The organism is Rhizobium sp. 05N49 (genome assembly GCF_056396805.1).
Map to the genome: position 1 here is coordinate 1 of NZ_JBFTME010000026.1, position 17,521 is coordinate 17,521.

The window sequence follows — 17,521 nt, forward strand, 5'->3', positions numbered from 1 at the left end:
AATCAACGCCCCTAACTTCCGCCAAGAGCAACAAACCAGCATCAGCCAATCCGCTTGATTTCTTTAGAACGAGAGACTTCGTCGCCAGCAGCGCCGCCGCCCTCGTCAGTGAGTGGGCTTATAATCCTCACACACCGAAACAGTCAACACCACCAATCCAACTTTTTTGACATTTTTGTAACAGGTTGATTCGACAGCCAATTTTATACGCCGTCATTATCCACAGGTGCCTTTCCGAGGCGAGATCCCCGGAAAATCTTTTACCGGGCGATAAAAAATCGAATGGAGCAGCGTCTAAAAAGGCGGAAAGACCACGGAAAAACAGTCTCTTGGTCAATTTAATGGTTAACGCAGGATGAATGAAGCCTCTGCGCCCGCTGTCAAACTACCGTCACATCCAATTATCGGGAGAAGCACGGAACCTAACGCGCTCTTTGGTGTTTTCTTCCCCATTGAAGGAAAGGAGACAGATATGGCCGCCAATACCGACGATCTCAGAACTTCCGTCAGCAAGGACATCGCCGCACTCCAGCAGGAGGTTTCCCGCCTGCAGAAGATGATTTCAGCACAGGGCGCCGAAGCCTATTATGAAGTGCGAGACCGAGCCGGCAAGGCTTACGAAGATGCGCTCCCGCGTGCCAAGAGCGCCGTTGCGCAGATCAGGGCAGAAGGAGCCGCGGTCGCTGGCACGGCTCGCGAACACCCAGCGGCAACGACGACAGCGCTTCTGGTTGCCGGTGCGATCGGTTTCCTGGCAGGTTATATGTTGTCAGGCGCCTCGCAGCCCGAGCCGCGTCACTGGTGGCGTTGAACCACTAGCTTCCGCTCCTGTATTTTACGCATCTTGCAGATCCAATTTTTGCAGGATGCGTAAACACTTATGTCTTAGAAAAACCAATTTTTAGTGTGATCGATAGGAGCATAAAAATGAAGGGAGGACATTATGGACAACAAGAGAGAGAAGCTGATCGTTGAAGTCAGCGTCGACGCCAGCGATGGACGTCGCGCAGTCGGCATCATGAACATGCGCCAGGCGCTCGATCTGCCCGAAATGCCGAGCCTCTCCTATACTCATCCGGACCCTGCCAAGGCTGCAGCAGGCATTATGATGAACCGGCAGGAACTCGCCGGTTTCATGGCCTGCGCTTGAGGCGTTAGAAAAACTCTCCTGCCACTACGCTTTCCCAAAGCGTCGATGGTTTGTTTTGGCATCCGCCCCCCTACTCCCCAGAATTTCGAGCACCATTGCTGGCATCCATGCGTCGTTCATGCAAAGAACGGCTTTCGCAATCGCATCAGGGATAGCGAAGTGAAAGGCCGGCGATCACCGCAGAAGACACCCGAACGCAGCAGACCCCAGGCCGAACCGGCCGGCAAGCGGGTCACGCTTCCACGTGCGCTCTCTAAACTTGGCTATTGTTCCCGCACCCAGGCAGAACGACTGATCGCGGAGGGCCGCGTCACGGTCGGTGATCGCATCGTCACGGATCCATCGGCGTGGGTCGATCTTTCGACCGCTCTTATAAAGGTCGATAACAAAGAGATCGTCGCCGAGACCCGGATCTACCTGATGCTCAACAAACCACGCGGCCTTGTGACCACTCGTCATGATCCGGAAGGCCGCCCGACCGTCTATGACTGCCTGGCCGATTTCGATGTTCCGCACCTCTCTCCCGTCGGTCGGCTCGACAAGGCGAGCGAGGGCTTGCTGCTTTTTACGAACGACACGGAGTTCGCCCAGGCGCTGCTCGATCCAATCACCCACGTCTCGAAATCCTATCATGTGCAGATCGACCGGATCGCCGATGACAACATGCTGGCGGCAATGATGACAGGTCTTCGGCATGACGGCGAACTGCTGCGCGCTACCGCTGCCCGCAGGCTGCGCGAGGGCGACCGCAACTCCTGGATCGAAGTGGAATTGCAGGAGGGTCGCAACCGGCAGATCCGCCGGATGCTGGAAGCGCTCGATATCGCCTGCCTGCGGCTCGTGCGTGTCGCGATCGGTGGGCTGGGACTTGGCGACCTGCCGAAGGGATCGGTCAGGGCCTTGACTGAATCCGAGCTGAAGGACCTTCGCCGGAAGCTCGGTAACGGCAAGGCAATACGGGATTGAGAATGAACGAGATGAAGCCTCATGATTTCTGGCAGGAGATCCATCCGCCGGGCAGCTTTGAAACAGGCGGCGATTTCACCTCCTTCTTTATAGCGGAACTGGGGGATGGCAGACAGTTGCGGCTGCCGATCCGGGTACTCTCGGATGGCGATCACGCGCTGGCCTCGCTGATTATCAACCAGGCAAGCTTTGCAGTACTGGACGCGCTCGCCGAAAGCCTTGCAGCAAAGATAGAACCATCAGGCATCGATGTGGTTGCCGGTCTGCCGACACTCGGCCTGACACTCGCAGCTGCTGTCGCGCAGAAGCTCGGCCACAGCCGCTATGTGCCGCTCGGCACCTCCCGCAAATTCTGGTATCGCGACGAATTGTCAGTCTCACTCTCATCGATCACCACGCCGGAACAACAGAAACGGCTCTATATAGATCCGCGCATGCTGCCCCTCCTGGAAGGACGCCGTGTCGCGCTGATCGATGACGTCATATCGAGCGGAACTTCGATCGTCGCAGGCCTTGATCTGCTCGGGAGCTGCAACGTCGAACCCATCGTCATTGGTGCGGCCATGCTGCAATCGGACCGCTGGCGCGCCAAGCTCGACGCCGCAGCCCCCCAATGGCAGGCGCGCACGAAAGGCGTTTTCGCCACGCCCATCCTGGAGCGGACAGCCGAAGGAAAATGGCGCAGACTTGCCTGAGCGGCATCGAGCTCACATGTGAAGACCGATCATTCTTTCGTCTGAACGGGCTATACAGCACGAGACGAAGAGCTACATTCGGCGTGTGATCGAAGACAGGAACCGCCGATGACGCTTGAGCAAGCAGCCCTCCTGATCCTGCTGGTGGCAATGCTCTTCCTGTTCTCCCTCGACCGCTTGCGCATGGAACTTATCTCCATCGGCGGATTGCTTGCTGGCTACGTGCTCGGCCTTTATCCCGCCGAAGGCATCTTTGCCGGCTTCTCAAGCCCTGTCGTCATCACCGTGGTCGAAATCCTGCTGATCGTCCAGGTACTGGCGCGCACCAAACTCTTTGACAGCCTCGCCGAGCGCTTCCTGGCATCGGGTTTCTCGCATTTCGGGGTCATCACAGCCATGTCCGCGCTGACCGGCATCATCTCTGTCTTCATGAACAACATCGGCGCCTTTGCGATCACCTTGCCATTGGCGCTCCGGCTCAGCACGCTCATGAGCATTCCGCGCCGGCAGCTCGTGATGCCGATCTCCTTCGCCGCCCTTCTCGGCGGTCTTGTCTCTTTGATCGGCACTCCCGCCAATCTTCTCGTCAGCGACGCGCTTGAAAAAGCCACCGGCAAGGGTTTCCGCTTCTTCGACTTCGCCTATGTCGGGCTGCCGGTCGCCATAGCAGGCATCATGCTGATCGCGCTGATCGTGCAGCGGTTGTTTGCAGAGCCGGACGAGACCGCGGAAACGCCAACTCCACCGATCCGCCGCATTGTCGTCGAACGCAGCATCCCCGAACATTCCTCGCTTATCGGCGCGACACTGGCCCAATGTCCCGAGCGCTTCGGCATCCAGCCGCACGCCCTGATCCGCGGCGGGACTTTCGTCTTTGGACCGCTCGAACAATCTGTCATCCAGCCAGGCGATATCCTGCTGGCGCAGGGCGCGGATTCGGCCTTCGCGGATCTGGCCGCCTCGCAGGCGCTTGTGCCAGACGCCCATCCACACGGACTGCAGCCGGATTTCACAAGCATCGAAGCCGTCGTCATGCCGGAAAGCACTGTCGTCGGCTCGCGCATCGCATCGCTGGAAGTCTTCCGCAATCGCGGGGTCACTGTTTCAGCATTGTCGATGCGGTCTCCTCGCATCGAGGGGCGTTTTGCGGATCTGCAGCTTTCGATCGGCGACATATTGGTACTGGATGGCCCGAAAGCGGCGGTCGCGGAAGCGCTTGAGGAGTGCGAATGCCTTCCGCTTGCCTCAACAGCGCCTCCTCCTGCCTCAACAGCCTCGTGGCGACCTTTTGCTATTTTTGCCTGCGGCGTTGCTGCCTCCGCTTTCGGTCTACGCCCCGACATCGCTCTTGCGTTCGTGCTCCTGGCACTTGCTCTCCCCGGCTATTTGAATATTCGCCATGCGATGGCGGATCTCAACTGGCCGATCATCATCATGTTGGCGGCAATGATTCCGATCGGTCAGGCAGTTGCCACGACAGGCATGGCCGAGACCATTGCAACCTGGCTGAGCCTTGTATTCCCCATCGTAAATCCGTTGTGGGGCATCGCACTCGTTCTGTTTCTAGCCATGGCGCTGACGCCCTTCGTCAACAACGCGACGGTCGCGATCGTGCTTGCACCAATTGCGCTGGAGTTTGCGCGCGCCGGTGAGCAACCACCGCAGGCCTACCTGATCGCGGTGGCAGCCGGAGCATCGCAGGATTTCCTCACCCCCTTCGGCCATCACAACAATACTCTGTCGATGAGCATCGGCAGCTACCGCTTCCGCGATTTCCTACGCGCCGGCTGGCCGCTGACCCTCGCTGGCTATATACTCACGCTCATTCTCGTCACCGTCTTCTGGCTTTGAACGAGCCTTTGCTTGACTTCCCCGGCAATGAAACTAGAGCAGGGTCAGAGCATGCGGCGCAAAAGTGTGGAGTTTGCGATAACGACATGCGTAAAACAAAGACCTGAAGCGTGCGAAGCGGACCCTAATGATCGCGGCACGCTTTAGTCTCAGCCGATAGAAGGATAACCAGGCGTCGTGCGTATTCTCTCCGAAGCCCATTTCCCGGAACTGCCGAACTACTACCGCGGCAAGGTGCGTGAGAATTACGATCTTCCGGATGGCCGACGCATCATCATCAGCACCGATCGGCTGAGCGCTTTCGATCGCATCCTGACCTGCATTCCCTACAAGGGACAGGTTCTGACCGAGACAGCCCGATACTGGTTCGAGGCAACGAAGGACATCTGCCCCAATCACGTCCTCGACTATCCCGACCCGAATGTCGTCATCGGCAAACGGCTCGATATCCTTCCGGTCGAGATCGTCGTACGTGGCTATCTCGCCGGCACGACAGGCACTTCGATCCTGACACTTTATAAGAAGGGCGAGCGCGAGATGTATGGGATGCGCCTGCCCGACGGCATGCGCGACAATCAGATCCTTCCCGAGCCGGTCATCACGCCGACCAGCAAGGAATTCGACGGCGGCCATGACGAGCCGCTCACCCCGGCAGAGATTGTCAGCCGGGGATTGCTGACGAAGGAACAGTGGGAAACGCTGTCGAAATATGCGCTGGCGCTTTTTGCCCGTGGCCAGGAGATGGCGGCAAAGCGTGGCCTCATCCTCGTCGACACCAAATATGAATTCGGCACCGATAAGGACGGCAACATCATTCTCGCCGACGAGATCCACACGCCCGACAGCAGCCGCTATTGGGTGGCGGAAACCTATCCTATCGCTTTCGAAGCGGGCAAGCGGCCGGAAAGCTTCGACAAGGACTTCGTCCGCGCCTGGGTCGCCGAACGCTGCGACCCCTACAAGGATGCGATTCCGGAAATTCCTCTCGAGCTGATCGAGCAGACGTCGGCCGTCTATATCAAAGCCCATGAATGGATCACCGGGGAACGCTTCGTACCCGACGACCGTGGCGAAACGCCCGCGGCACGTGTCCGGGCAAATCTCGCGCCCTATTTCCCCTGAGCCTTTGAAGCCGGAGTTGCGAGCCTGCTTGCAGGCTTTCAACCAATCGCGCTAGCATCGGAAAAAAGGGGTGCCGGGCCAAGCCCGGCGGGGGACAGATGGCACGCAGGCCCAGACGCAAGGCCGAAGAGACCAGGGAGGATATCCTCTCGATGGCGGATACGCTGTTTCGGCAGCGCGGCTTCGTCGCGGTTTCCATCGCCGATATCGCCTCGTCGCTGCACATGTCGCCAGCCAATGTCTTCAAGCATTTTCATTCGAAGGCGGTGCTCGTCGATGCGATCGCCGAGCGTCATCTCGGCAATGCGACGGAGCGCTTCGCCGCCGTTGACACCAGCCTGCCGCCGAAGGAGCAGTTGCTAAGCTTCGTCCTGCGACTGCTCGACAGCCATCTGCGGGATATCCAGCAGAACCCCTACATTTTCGAGATGGTGATCTCGACGATCGATGCCAAGCTCGATGCCGGCCAGCGCTATCGCGAACGGATAGAACAGAAGCTCGGCGAGATCATTCGTGAAGGCGTCGCCGAAGGCAACTACCATTGCGACAATACAGACATGGCAGCGCGCACCGTTGCAGATGTTCTGGCCTGTGTTCTGCATCCCATTCTCATTGCCAAGGACGACAAGAACACGCTTGTGCACCGTGCGGAAAAAATCGTGTGTTTCGTGGATGCCGCACTGCAAAATAAACCTTGCTAAGTGACGATTGCTGAATTACGTCACTTCATAAAGCTTTTCTTAATATCGGATAACGGCACCTGTTACCGGATCAATCACCACGTTTATATTGAGCGGCGCCTCCAAGGGCCGGCGATTGAACCGCTACTGCCAACCGCACAGGAAATTCAGCATGACTAGGCGCGCCCTCATCGTAACCTCGACCCTCTTGCTTGTTATCGGTCTCGCCGCCTGCAACGAGGGCGGCAGCAAGCCCGCTGGCAATCCAGGCGCGGGCGGTGCTGCCCAGCAGGCTGCCCCGGTTGGTGTGGTCACGCTGAAAAAGGATACCTATCCGATTACGACGATCCTGCCCGGCCGCGCCGAGGCCTTCCAGGTGGCTGATATTCGCCCGCAGGTAAGCGGCATCATCCGTGAAATCGCGTTCAAGGAAGGCGGAGAAGTCAAGAAGGGCGATCTGCTCTACCAGATCGACGACGCCGCCTACCGCGCAACCGTTGAGCAGGCCCAGGCCGCGATTTCCAAAGCCGAGGCCGGCGTGCCAAGCGCCCAGAGCAATTTCGACCGCTACCAGCGGCTGGTCGGCAGCGGCGCAACGCAGATCGAATTCGAAACCGCCCGAACAGCCCTTGCACAAGCGAATGCAGAAGTCGAAGCCGCAAAGGCGGCGTTGACCGCAGCGCAGATCGATCTCGATCATACGAAGATCACAGCCCCCTTCGACGGCGTCATCGACCAGACCGCCTACAACATCGGCAACGTCGTTGCGGCCAACCAGACGACCGCACTGACCACCATCCGCCAGCTCGATCCGATCTATATTTCGCTGACGGAATCGAGCACCAACCTGCTGAAATTGCGCGATGCGATCGCTGCCGGCGACGTCAAGGGCGAGGACAACAATGTCGCGTTCCGCCTGATCCTCGAAGACGGCCGCGAGTATAATCAGAAGGGCAAGCTCGACATGTCGAAGCAGGTTGTCAGCGAAACGACCGGTACCTTCATCATCCGTGTTGTTTTCCCGAACCCCGACCGCGTCGTCCTGCCCGGCATGTACGTACGCGCCACAGTCGAACTCGGTAACGAAGCCGGGTATTCCCTGCCGCAGCTTGCCACCACCCGTGACGCCAACGGCCGTTTGACCGCGCAGTTCATTTCCGCCGAGGRCAAAGTTGAGACCCGCGTGTTCGAGAATGCCTCGCCTTCCAACAATTCCTGGCTCGTGACCCAGGGCGTAAAGGATGGCGACCAGCTCATCGTCAGCGGTCTGCAGTCGATTGTATCAGGCATGTCGGTAAAACCGGTTCCAATGAAAATCAATGACAACGGCGTGGTTGTCCCTGCCGATCAGCCCGTGGCCGGAGGCGAACAGAAGCCCGCAGCAAAGTAATGCGCAGGCACTCCCGTATCGTCACCGTCCCAGCCGTACAGGAATAACCGATGGCCAAGTTTTTCATCCGACGACCGATATTTGCCTGGGTCATTGCGATCACCATCATGCTCGCAGGTCTGCTCGCGATCTTCACGCTGTCGATCTCGCAATATCCTGATATTGCGCCGACAACGGTCCGCATCAACACCAGCTATCGCGGCGCGAGCGCCGAAACGGTCGAAAAATCGGTGACCACCATCATCGAAGACGGCATGACTGGTCTCGACGACCTGACCTACATGACCTCGACCTCGTCGACAGGCTCGGCCAGCATTTCGCTGACCTTCGGGACCAGCATCAATCCTGACATCGCGCAGGTACAGGTTCAAAACAAGCTGCAGCTTGTCCAGTCGCAGTTGCCTGGCGACGTCATCGATGCGGGGATCAGCGTCACGCGCTCCACGTCGAGCATTCTTCTCGTCGGCTCGCTGGTCTCGACGGACGGCAAACGCACCTCCGTTGACCTCGGCAACATCATGTCGACCTCGATCGAGGACCAGATCCAACGCCTGGAAGGCGTAGGCAGCATCAACGTATTTGGCTCCGGCTACGCCATGCGTGTCTGGATCGACCCGTTCAAACTGCAGAAGTTTCAGCTCACACCAAGCGACGTGACCTCGGCTATCCAGGCCCAGAATACGCAGGTCTCCGTCGGCTCGCTTGGCGCCCAGCCTGCCGTCCCGGGCCAGCAGATCAACGTCACCATCACGGCACAGAGCCAGCTTACCACGGTCGCGGATTTCGAGCACATCATCCTGAAGGTCGAAAAGGATGGTTCGACAGTCCGCCTGAGCGATGTCGCCCGCGTCGAAATCGGGCAGGAGAGCTATGGCGGCAGCTCGCGCTATAATGGTCTGCCGTCGTCTGGTTTCGCCGTCAACCTTGCAATTGGCGCGAACGCCATCGATACCGCCGCCCGTGTCCGCACCGCGCTCGAAACGATCGGTCGTGGCCTGCCGGAAGGCGTCGAGATCACCTATCCCTACGACACGACCCCCTTCGTCGAGCTGTCGATCGAGAAGGTCGTGCACACACTGATCGAGGCGATCGTGCTCGTCTTCGTGGTGCTGCTCATCTTCCTGCAGAACCTGCGCGCGACGTTGATCCCGACCATTGCCGTACCCGTCGTGCTTCTCGGCACGTTCGGCGTCCTTGCGGCAACAGGCTATTCGATCAATACGCTGACGATGTTCGCCATGGTGCTGGCAATCGGCCTTCTCGTCGACGACGCCATCGTCGTCGTGGAAAACGTCGAACGCATCATGTCGGAGGAAAAGCTCTCGCCACTTGAAGCGACCGAGAAGTCGATGGGTGAAATTACCGGCGCCATCGTCGGCATCGCTCTCGTGCTGACCGCCGTTTTCATTCCCATGGCATTCTTCGGTGGCTCGACCGGCATCATCTATCGCCAGTTCTCCATCACCATCGTTTCGGCCATGCTGCTTTCGGCCCTCGTCGCCATCGTGCTGACGCCGGCGCTCTGCGCCACGATGCTGAAGCCGGTCAACGAGCACAAGAAGCATCGCATCGGCGACTGGTTCAACCGCAACTTCACCCGCTCGACCAACGGCTATGTGCGCACGATCGGCTACCTCTTGAAGCGCCCGATCCGCGTCATGCTGGTATTCCTGCTGGTCGGCGCCGGCTGCGCCTATCTCTTCGCGCGTCTGCCGAGTTCATTCCTGCCGCAAGAAGACCAGGGCGTGCTTTTGACCATCGTCACCACGCCCCCTGGCTCGACCACGCAGCAGACGCAGGCTGTCGTTGAAAAAGTCGAAAAATACTTCCGCGAAAACGAGAAGGATGCGGTGGATTCCGTATTCGGTGCGCTCGGCTTCGGCTTTAACGGTTCCGGCCAGAACAGCGCCATCGTCTTCACCAAGCTCAAGGATTTCTCACTGCGCACCGATCACAATCTCAGTGCTCAGTCGGTGGTCAACCGGGCTCTCAAGAACTTCTTCACGATCCGCGAGGCGCAGGTCTTCGCGCTGCTGCCGCCGGCGATCCAGGGTCTTGGCGTCTCGAGCGGCTTCTCCATGTATCTGGTGGACACCGGCGGCCATGGCAATCAAGCCCTGACGGCCGCATCCAAGCGGCTCATCCAGATGGCCGGCGCCACCGGCAAGGTCGTCGCGCTGCGCTCGAACAACAAGGAAGTCGAGCCGCAGATGAAAATCCTGATCGATCAGGAGAAGATCGGCGCCATGGGTGTCGACCTCGCCTCGGTCAATTCCATGCTGTCGATCATCTTCACTGGCCGCGATGTCAACGACTTCACGCTGAATGGCGAAATCAAGCCGGTCTACGTGCAGGGCGACGCTCCCTTCCGCATGCAGCCGACCGATCTGAACCACTGGTATGCCCGCAACAACGCTGGCGAGATGGTGCCTTTCTCCGCCTTCACGACGACCCAATGGGTCGATGGCGCGCCCTCGCTCGCCCGGTTCAATGCTGTCAGCGCCATCCCGCTCGACGGTGCGGCAGCCCCTGGCGTCTCATCGGGTGAAGCCATGAACGAGATGGAAGCACTGACCGAACAGCTCGGCGGCGGCTACACGGTCGCCTGGCAGGGCATCTCCTATCAGGAGCGGCTCTCGGGCTCGCAGGCCCCGATGCTTTACGCGATTTCGGTTCTCGTCGTCTTCCTCTGCCTGGCTGCCCTCTACGAGAGCTGGTCGATCCCGTTCTCGGTCATCATGGCCGTGCCGGTCGGCGTGCTCGGCGCACTTGCCGCAGCAACGCTATTCGGGCAGGCGAATGACGTCTATTTCAAGGTGGGCCTGCTCACGACCATCGGCCTTGCCGCCAAGAACGCGATCCTGATCGTGGAATTCGCGAAGGACCGGACGGAGACGGGCATGGGGCTCTTCGAGGCGACGCTGGAAGCAGCAAGGCTGCGCCTGCGCCCGATCATCATGACATCTCTGGCTTTCATTCTCGGCGTCGTGCCTTTGGCCATCGCCACGGGCGCGGGTTCCGCTGCCCAGAACGCGATCGGTATCGGCGTGCTCGGAGGGATGCTTTCGGCGACGGTACTCGGCATTTTCTTCGTGCCCTCCTTCTTCGTCGTGATCCGCCGCATCTTTGCCACACGGCAAAAAAATGAGGCGGGAGTGTGATATAAATGCACTGTGAGAAAGCTTTCCGGATTGCTACATTGCGCGCGGACTGCTTCGGCATGTGTTTAGCGTAAGGATCGAGGCGCGTCGGGCCGATAGTGAAGCATGACGCTTCGGACAAGAATTGACTTGCTCGAGTTACAGGATGAAATGCATGGTATCTCTTCGTTATGCCACACCGGCGCTATTGTTATTGCTGTCGGGCTGTGTAGTAGGCCCTGATCACGTACCTCCGGAAATGGCGCTTCCTGGAAAATTCAGTGAAGGTGGCAAAAAGAGCATCGGCGACGTCGCTACCACGGCCTGGTGGACCGCCTATAATGACCGCAAACTCGACAGCCTTGTCCAGACCGGCCTTAGCCAGAACCTGACGATTCAACAGGCGCTCGAGCGCATCAATTCCGCATCCGCCAACGTGACCATCGCTGGCGCCGGTTCATTGCCTGCTCTCGATGTTGGCGCTTCTCACACCGTCAGCGGCGAGACCGGCGAGTTGCGTACCCAGTTCAACACCCGCAACACCAGCGCCGGACAGCTTTCCCTGTCCTGGCTGCTCGACATGTTCGGTCTTTTCAGACGCAGCAAGGAAAGCGCCCTCGCCTCTCTTGATTCCGCCTATGCGGGTGCCGACATCGCCAAGCTGTCCTACATCCAGAACCTTGTTTCAACCTATATTGACCTGCGCTTCTTCCAGCAGCGCCTGGCGCTTTCGAAAGCCAACCTGAAGTCCCGTCAGGAAACCTACGACCTGACCAAGTTCCAGCTCGACGCAGGTGCGGCCTCCCGCCTCGACGTCGTCCAGGCTGAAGGTCTTGTCCAGTCGACGCTCGCAGAAATCCCCGGTCTCGAAACCAACATCCGCGTTTCGGCCCATCAAATCGCCACCCTCCTCGGCCAGCCGGCCGGTTCGATGGTCGATGAACTGTTGCGTGGCTCCGGCCAGCCGACCTTCCGCGGCGGCATCAATTCCGGCGTTCCGGCCGACCTGATCCGCAACCGCCCGGATATTCGCCAGGCCGAGCGTAACCTCGCCGCTGCCACCGCCCAGATCGGTGTCTCCGAAGCTCAACTCTACCCGTCGATCTCGCTGTCCGGTTCGATCTCGCCGAGCTACATCAACCAGCGCGGCATCCACGGCGGCCTGTCGGCATGGTCCTTCGGCCCGACCTTGAACCTGCCGATCCTCGACGGCGGCAGTCTGCGCGCCAATGTCGACGTCTCCAAGTCCAACGCCGTCGCATCCTACCTCGCTTGGAAGCAGACCGTTCTGACGGCAATCCAGCAGGTCGAGGATGCCCTTTCGGCCGTTCGCCGTGACGCCCAGACGGTTGACGCCTTGCGCGCCCAGGTCAGGACGACCCAGGAAACCCTCGAGCTCTCGACGGCATCCTACAAAGACGGCGCTTCCTCGCTGCTCGACGTTCTCGACGCCCAGCGTCAGGTCTCTCTCGCTCAGGCAAGCCTCGCGGCTGCCGTTCAGCAGATGGCAAAGGATTACGCTGCGCTCAACATCGCAACCGGCGGCGGCTTCGCACCGACTGGCAAGACCACCGGTCCGGCACCGGTCAAGGCTGCCAAGGGCAGCTAAGGTCTTCGCATAGCGTCATTCCGAAGCCCCGTGGTCTCCGCGGGGCTTTTTCTTTGCCAGAGCCGGAACAGATAATATGCGCACAGGAAGGATTTGGATTCGACAAGCCGTAATCGCTACGCTATGCAGTTGATTAAACGATTAAGCGCGGCGCTTCAAAACAATGGCCTCACAACGCCCGGGACCCAATCTCAGCAGGATAGCAACGTCGCTCGGCGTCTCCGTTGCCACGGTCTCCAATGCGCTCTCCGGCAAAGGCCGGGTTTCCGACGCACTGATCGAAAGAATCCGCACGCATGCCGCCGAACTCGGCTATGTGCCGAGCCAGGCCGGCAGAGCTCTGCGTACTGGCCGGAGCGGCGTGCTCGGCCTTGTCTTGCCCGATATTGCCAATCCCCTCTTTCCGAAGATCGCCCAGGCCATCGAATATGCCGCATCCGTAGCAGGCTACGGTGTGCTGATTGCCGACTCCCGCGGCGATATCACGGCCCAGACGGAAGCGATCAACCGGCTGGTGGAACGTGGCGTCGACGGCATGGTGGTCGTGCCTCGCCGCGCCACCCGCATTTCCGCCGCGAGCTGCCCGGTCGCGGTCATCGATACCGCCTCCACACCGGGCAATACTGTCGCCGCCGATCACTGGCAGGGCGGAAAGGAAATTGCYGCCCACCTTGCGGGCCTCGGCCACAAGCAGATCCTCATCATCGGCAATAATCACGAGTCCAATGTCCAGAACGACAGAGCCGGCGGCATCAGGGCTGGATTGCAGCACGGCATGCGCTCCGAAACACTCTGGATCGAGCGGCTGGAAAACGAGACGGGCGCCGGTTGCAGGCTGGGGCTTGCGGAAAAGGCGCGTCAGGGCTTCACGGCATTTGCGGCCCTTTCCGACCTGCAGGCTCTGCGCGCGCTGACTGAACTGCAGCAGGACGGCATCAGCGTGCCCGCCGATGTCAGCGTCACGGGCTTCGACGATCTCATATGGTCGCCGGTCGTCACCCCATCGCTGACGACCGTGAGGATGGACATGGACACTATCGCCGAAATTGCCGTTTCGGCACTGGTCGACAGAATAAACGATAGTGGCACACGGGAGGGCGTGCTGGTTGCGGCGGACACCGAACGCGTGCCCATGCAGCTGATCATCCGCCAGTCATCCGGGCTCGTGAACCCGGCACCAAAAACCTCAGAGATGGAGAACCTGTAGAATGAAAAAAGCTCTTGTTGCATCAGTGGCGCTAGTCGCGCTTTTCCCTCTCGGTGCAGCGGCACAGGAACGCACGCTGACCATTTCCGTCTATGCCTTTGCGCAGGACGATTACAAGACGATCGTCTATGACCCCTTCGAAGCCAAGTGCGGCTGCAAGCTCGTTGTCGAAACCGGCAACAGCGTCGAGCGCCTCGCCAAGATGGAAGCCAACAAGGCCAATCCGGTCGTCGATCTTGCTGCCGTCTCCATGGCCGATGGCCTTGCGGCTTCCCGCGCCGGCCTGATCGACAAGATCGATACCTCCAAGCTTGAAAATTTCTCCAGGCTCTACGATGTCGCCAAGGATCCGAACGGTGATGGCATGAGCGTCGGCTACACTTTCTATGCCACCTCGATTGCCTACCGCTCGGACAAGATGAAGATCGAGTCCTGGGCCGATCTCCTGAAGCCGGAATATGTCGGCCACGTCGCCTTCCCGAACGTTACGACCAACCAGGGCCCGCCGGCGCTCTACATGCTTGGTCTCGCACTCGGCAAGGACACGCCTGATCTCAAGGCGCCGATCGAAGCGCTCGGCGAAAAGAAGGACGAAATCGTTACCTTCTATGAAAAGTCTTCCCAGCTCGTGCAGCTGATGCAGCAGGAGGAAATCTGGGCCGCTCCGATCGGCCGTTTCTCCTGGGCAGGCTTCACCAAACTCGACCTTCCCGTTGCCTGGGCAACGCCGAAGGAAGGCCAGACCGGCGGCATGAACGTGTTGGTCATGACCAAGGGTTCGAAGAACCAGGATCTCGCCCTGCAGTTCATGGACTTCTGGCTCTCGACCGACGTCCAGACCAAGCTCGCCGAAAAGCTCATCGACAGCCCGGCGAACAAGGAGGTCAAGGTCTCCGACAAGGTCGCAAACAACATCACCTATGGCGAAGACACCGCCAAGAACCTGAAGCTGATCCCGTCCGCAGCCGCACTCGACAACCGCAATGGCTGGCTGAAGGAATGGAACGAAAAGGTCGGCCAGTAAGCCTCTGCTGACATCGGTCCCGGCACCCACCGGGACCGCCCTTCCCCGCTCGAAAGGCGTCTCATGTTCCAGAACCGAGCAGAAGCCCTGGCGCTTGCCCTGCCGGCCGCGATCTTCGCTGCCGTAGTCTTTCTGCTGCCCGTCGCGATCCTGCTCTCCGAAGGCTTCCGCAGCGACGGCGCGTGGACGCTTGCCGCCTATACGGATTTCTTCTCGCAAACGCTGAACCGGACCGTTTTCTTCCGCACCTTCCGGCTCGGCCTGGAAGTGACGGCGGTGTCGGCCATCATCGGTTATGCCGCCGCCTTTGCGATCGTCAATCTTCCTCCGAAGGGCAAGGGCCGCATGATCGGGCTCGTCACTCTGCCGCTGATGATCTCGCCGGTTGCGCGCACCTATGCCTGGATTGTCATTCTCGGCCGCACCGGCATCGTCAATGAAGCGATCACCGGCCTGGGCCTGAGCGCGGAGCCGCTACGCCTGCTCTTCACTGAAACTGCCGTCTTTATCGGCCTCCTGCAGCTTTTCCTGCCGCTGATGATCCTGTCGCTCATCAGCGCACTCGAGAACATGCCGAAGGATGCCATTCCCGCCGCCCGCGTGCTCGGCGCCAACTGGTTCCAGGTCTTCTGGAAGGTCATTCTGCCGCTCACCAAGGAAGGCCTCGTCGTCGGCGGCACGCTGGTCTTCACCGGTTCGCTGACGGCCTATATCACGCCCGCCATCCTCGGCGGCTCCAAGGTGCTGATGCTGGAGACGCTGATGTACCAGCAGGTTTCCGTCGCCAATAATTTCGTCTCGGCGAGTGTCATCGCCTTCATCCTGATCGTCATGAGCTTTGCCGCCAATATCCTGCTGAAACGCCTTGCGACCGCGAGGAACCGCCGATGAGCATCCGCCTCCTTTCGCCTGTCGTGCTGTTCCTGCTGCTGGTCTTCCTGATCGGCCCCTTTCTGATCATCATCGCGGCTTCGCTTTCCGCCGGCGACACGCTGGCTTTCCCGCCGCAGGGCCTGTCGCTGCGCTGGGTTGCCAAGGTCTTCACCATCGATAGCTTCCGCGACAGCTTTGCCATGTCGATGTTCCTGGCGGTCTTCGGGACGCTGGCAGCCCTCATCCTCGGCATTCCGGCCGCCTATGCGCTAGCGCGCTATCGGCTGCCGGGTTCGGAAACGATCAGAACCATCGTCTCGCTGCCGATCATCGTGCCAGGCATCATCGTCGGCCTGGCGCTGCTGCGCTATCTCGTCGTGCCCTTCGGCTTCAATATCACACTGGCGCTCTTCTTCGCCCATACCGCCCTGGTGCTGCCCTATGCAGTGCGTGTCGTGTCCGCAAGCCTTGGTAACCTGCGCTCCGATATCGAGGAAGCGGCCGTCCTGCTCGGTTCCTCACGGCTCGGCGCCTTCTTCCGCGTCGTGATGCCGAATATCCGCGGCGGCATTCTGGCTGCCTTCATCCTCGGCTTCGTCACCAGCTTCAATCAGGTTCCGGTCTCCCTGTTCCTCTCCGGCCCCGGCGTGCGCACGCTGCCGATCGACATGCTGGGCTACATGGAAACCACCTACGACCCCTCCATTGCGGCGCTCTCGGCGCTGCTCGCCTTCCTTTCGATCGGCATCGTCTTCCTCGCCGAACGCTTCCTGGGATTCTCTCGCTATGTCTGATGCCTACCTTCAACTCGACAAGCTGACGCTGGCCTATGGCGATACGGTCGCGGTGAAGGACCTCGACCTGTCGATCGCCAGGGGCGAGTTGGTGGCGCTTCTCGGCCCTTCCGGATGCGGCAAGACGACGACGATGCGCGCCATCGCCGGCCTGCTGAATCCGGCCTCCGGCCGCATCAATCTCGATGGCGCCGATATCACCCGCGTTTCCGCCAACAAACGCGCTGTCGGCCTCGTCTTCCAGTCCTACGCGCTTTTCCCGCATCTGACCGTCTATGAAAACGTCGCCTTCGGACTGCGGCTGAAGGGCCTTCGTGGTGATGATCTGGACGGCAAGGTCAATGCCGGCATCAAATCTGTCGGCCTTGCAAAATTCGCAAGCCGCAAACCGGGCGAGCTCTCCGGCGGCCAGCAGCAACGTGTGGCGCTCGCGCGCTCCATGGTCATGGAGCCAAAGGTGCTGCTGCTCGACGAGCCGCTTTCCAACCTCGACGCCCGCCTGCGCCTCGAAATGCGTGCCGAGTTGCAGCGTGTCCAGAAGGAGACGGGCGTGACGATGATCTTCGTCACCCACGATCAGGCCGAAGCGCTTGCCCTTGCCGACCGTATCATCGTCATGCTGAACGGCGGCATCGAGCAGATCGGCACGCCCGAAGATATCTACAACAAACCTGTTTCTTCCTTCGTTGCCGATTTCGTCGGCTTCGAGAATGTCTTTGGGCTGAAGGACGGAAAGCTCGCGACGCCCGGTGGCGCAGTCGCCCTTTCGACCGCGGCACCCGACGGTGCGGCGGGCCTGGCCTGGCGGCCGCGTGCGGTGATCCTTGGTTCTGGTCCTTTCCAGGGCACCGTGCGCGGCACGTCTTTTGCCGGCAACAGCCGTGAATATCTGCTGGACAGCTCGCTCGGCCCGATCAAGGCCGAGGTGGACGCAGCCCTGCCGCAACACGAACTCGGCAGCTCCATCGCCTTCGACCTGCCGGTCGCGGCTTCCGCAAGCCTCAAGCGTTTCGGGTGAGA

The 17,521-nt window shown here is 60.0% G+C and carries 15 protein-coding genes; all 15 read left to right on the plus strand.

The window, feature by feature from the left end:
• Window positions 1-472: 472 nt before the first annotated feature.
• The 15 genes from AC1DF8_RS31870 to AC1DF8_RS31940 all read left to right on the plus strand — a co-directional run bounded on the left by AC1DF8_RS31870 (window position 473) and on the right by AC1DF8_RS31940 (window position 17,519).
• A complete protein-coding gene (locus AC1DF8_RS31870) occupies window positions 473-811 on the plus strand; it encodes a hypothetical protein (RefSeq protein WP_007815384.1) in 339 nt (112 codons plus the stop codon).
• Window positions 812-943: 132 nt separating this feature from the next.
• Window positions 944-1,150, plus strand: coding sequence for a hypothetical protein (locus tag AC1DF8_RS31875; protein WP_112546027.1), 207 nt, complete (start codon window positions 944-946; stop codon window positions 1,148-1,150).
• Window positions 1,151-1,309: 159 nt separating this feature from the next.
• The gene (locus tag AC1DF8_RS31880; RefSeq protein WP_478156609.1) at window positions 1,310-2,116 is read left to right on the plus strand and encodes a pseudouridine synthase; all 807 of its coding nucleotides are present in this window, start codon (window positions 1,310-1,312) and stop codon (window positions 2,114-2,116) included.
• Between the two features lie 11 nt (window positions 2,117-2,127).
• Complete coding sequence (locus AC1DF8_RS31885) at window positions 2,128-2,811, plus strand: phosphoribosyltransferase (protein ID WP_478156707.1); 684 nt, start codon at window positions 2,128-2,130, stop codon at window positions 2,809-2,811.
• Between the two features lie 108 nt (window positions 2,812-2,919).
• Window positions 2,920-4,662, plus strand: coding sequence for an SLC13 family permease (locus tag AC1DF8_RS31890; protein WP_478156611.1), 1,743 nt, complete (start codon window positions 2,920-2,922; stop codon window positions 4,660-4,662).
• 177 nt (window positions 4,663-4,839) lie between these two features.
• Entirely contained in the window at window positions 4,840-5,784 is a 945-nt protein-coding gene (locus tag AC1DF8_RS31895) for a phosphoribosylaminoimidazolesuccinocarboxamide synthase (RefSeq protein WP_113117465.1), read from the plus strand.
• Window positions 5,785-5,882: 98 nt separating this feature from the next.
• Window positions 5,883-6,485, plus strand: coding sequence for a TetR family transcriptional regulator (locus AC1DF8_RS31900; protein WP_018115162.1), 603 nt, complete (start codon window positions 5,883-5,885; stop codon window positions 6,483-6,485).
• 151 nt (window positions 6,486-6,636) lie between these two features.
• Window positions 6,637-7,854: an efflux RND transporter periplasmic adaptor subunit gene (locus AC1DF8_RS31905; RefSeq protein WP_478156614.1), complete on the plus strand. Its 1,218-nt coding sequence runs from the start codon at window positions 6,637-6,639 to the stop codon at window positions 7,852-7,854.
• Between the two features lie 50 nt (window positions 7,855-7,904).
• Complete coding sequence (locus tag AC1DF8_RS31910) at window positions 7,905-11,015, plus strand: efflux RND transporter permease subunit (protein ID WP_113211989.1); 3,111 nt, start codon at window positions 7,905-7,907, stop codon at window positions 11,013-11,015.
• A gap of 154 nt (window positions 11,016-11,169) precedes the next feature.
• Window positions 11,170-12,603, plus strand: coding sequence for an efflux transporter outer membrane subunit (locus AC1DF8_RS31915; protein WP_112972102.1), 1,434 nt, complete (start codon window positions 11,170-11,172; stop codon window positions 12,601-12,603).
• Window positions 12,604-12,766: 163 nt separating this feature from the next.
• Window positions 12,767-13,810, plus strand: a complete 1,044-nt coding sequence (locus tag AC1DF8_RS31920; RefSeq protein ID WP_018115166.1) for a LacI family DNA-binding transcriptional regulator — start codon at window positions 12,767-12,769, stop codon at window positions 13,808-13,810.
• 1 nt (window position 13,811) lies between these two features.
• The gene (locus tag AC1DF8_RS31925; protein WP_112546033.1) at window positions 13,812-14,834 is read left to right on the plus strand and encodes an ABC transporter substrate-binding protein; all 1,023 of its coding nucleotides are present in this window, start codon (window positions 13,812-13,814) and stop codon (window positions 14,832-14,834) included.
• 63 nt (window positions 14,835-14,897) lie between these two features.
• Window positions 14,898-15,725: an ABC transporter permease gene (locus tag AC1DF8_RS31930; protein ID WP_478156617.1), complete on the plus strand. Its 828-nt coding sequence runs from the start codon at window positions 14,898-14,900 to the stop codon at window positions 15,723-15,725.
• A complete protein-coding gene (locus AC1DF8_RS31935; RefSeq protein ID WP_113017238.1) occupies window positions 15,722-16,501 on the plus strand; it encodes an ABC transporter permease in 780 nt (259 codons plus the stop codon). Before AC1DF8_RS31930 ends, AC1DF8_RS31935 begins: the two co-directional genes overlap by 4 nt.
• Entirely contained in the window at window positions 16,494-17,519 is a 1,026-nt protein-coding gene (locus AC1DF8_RS31940) for an ABC transporter ATP-binding protein (RefSeq protein ID WP_478156620.1), read from the plus strand. Before AC1DF8_RS31935 ends, AC1DF8_RS31940 begins: the two co-directional genes overlap by 8 nt.
• The last annotated feature ends 2 nt before the right edge of the window (window positions 17,520-17,521 follow it).

Bases quoted from the DNA above. Each gene is read 5' to 3' on its own strand.
- AC1DF8_RS31870 (WP_007815384.1), top strand. From the start codon at position 473: ATGGCCGCCAATACCGACGATCTCAGAACTTCCGTCAGCAAGGACATC.
- AC1DF8_RS31875 (WP_112546027.1), top strand. From the start codon at position 944: ATGGACAACAAGAGAGAGAAGCTGATCGTTGAAGTCAGCGTCGACGCC.
- AC1DF8_RS31885 (WP_478156707.1), top strand. From the start codon at position 2,128: ATGAAGCCTCATGATTTCTGGCAGGAGATCCATCCGCCGGGCAGCTTT.
- AC1DF8_RS31890 (WP_478156611.1), top strand. From the start codon at position 2,920: ATGACGCTTGAGCAAGCAGCCCTCCTGATCCTGCTGGTGGCAATGCTC.
- AC1DF8_RS31900 (WP_018115162.1), top strand. From the start codon at position 5,883: ATGGCACGCAGGCCCAGACGCAAGGCCGAAGAGACCAGGGAGGATATC.
- AC1DF8_RS31910 (WP_113211989.1), top strand. From the start codon at position 7,905: ATGGCCAAGTTTTTCATCCGACGACCGATATTTGCCTGGGTCATTGCG.
- AC1DF8_RS31915 (WP_112972102.1), top strand. From the start codon at position 11,170: ATGGTATCTCTTCGTTATGCCACACCGGCGCTATTGTTATTGCTGTCG.
- AC1DF8_RS31925 (WP_112546033.1), top strand. From the start codon at position 13,812: ATGAAAAAAGCTCTTGTTGCATCAGTGGCGCTAGTCGCGCTTTTCCCT.
- AC1DF8_RS31930 (WP_478156617.1), top strand. From the start codon at position 14,898: ATGTTCCAGAACCGAGCAGAAGCCCTGGCGCTTGCCCTGCCGGCCGCG.
- AC1DF8_RS31935 (WP_113017238.1), top strand. From the start codon at position 15,722: ATGAGCATCCGCCTCCTTTCGCCTGTCGTGCTGTTCCTGCTGCTGGTC.
- AC1DF8_RS31940 (WP_478156620.1), top strand. From the start codon at position 16,494: ATGTCTGATGCCTACCTTCAACTCGACAAGCTGACGCTGGCCTATGGC.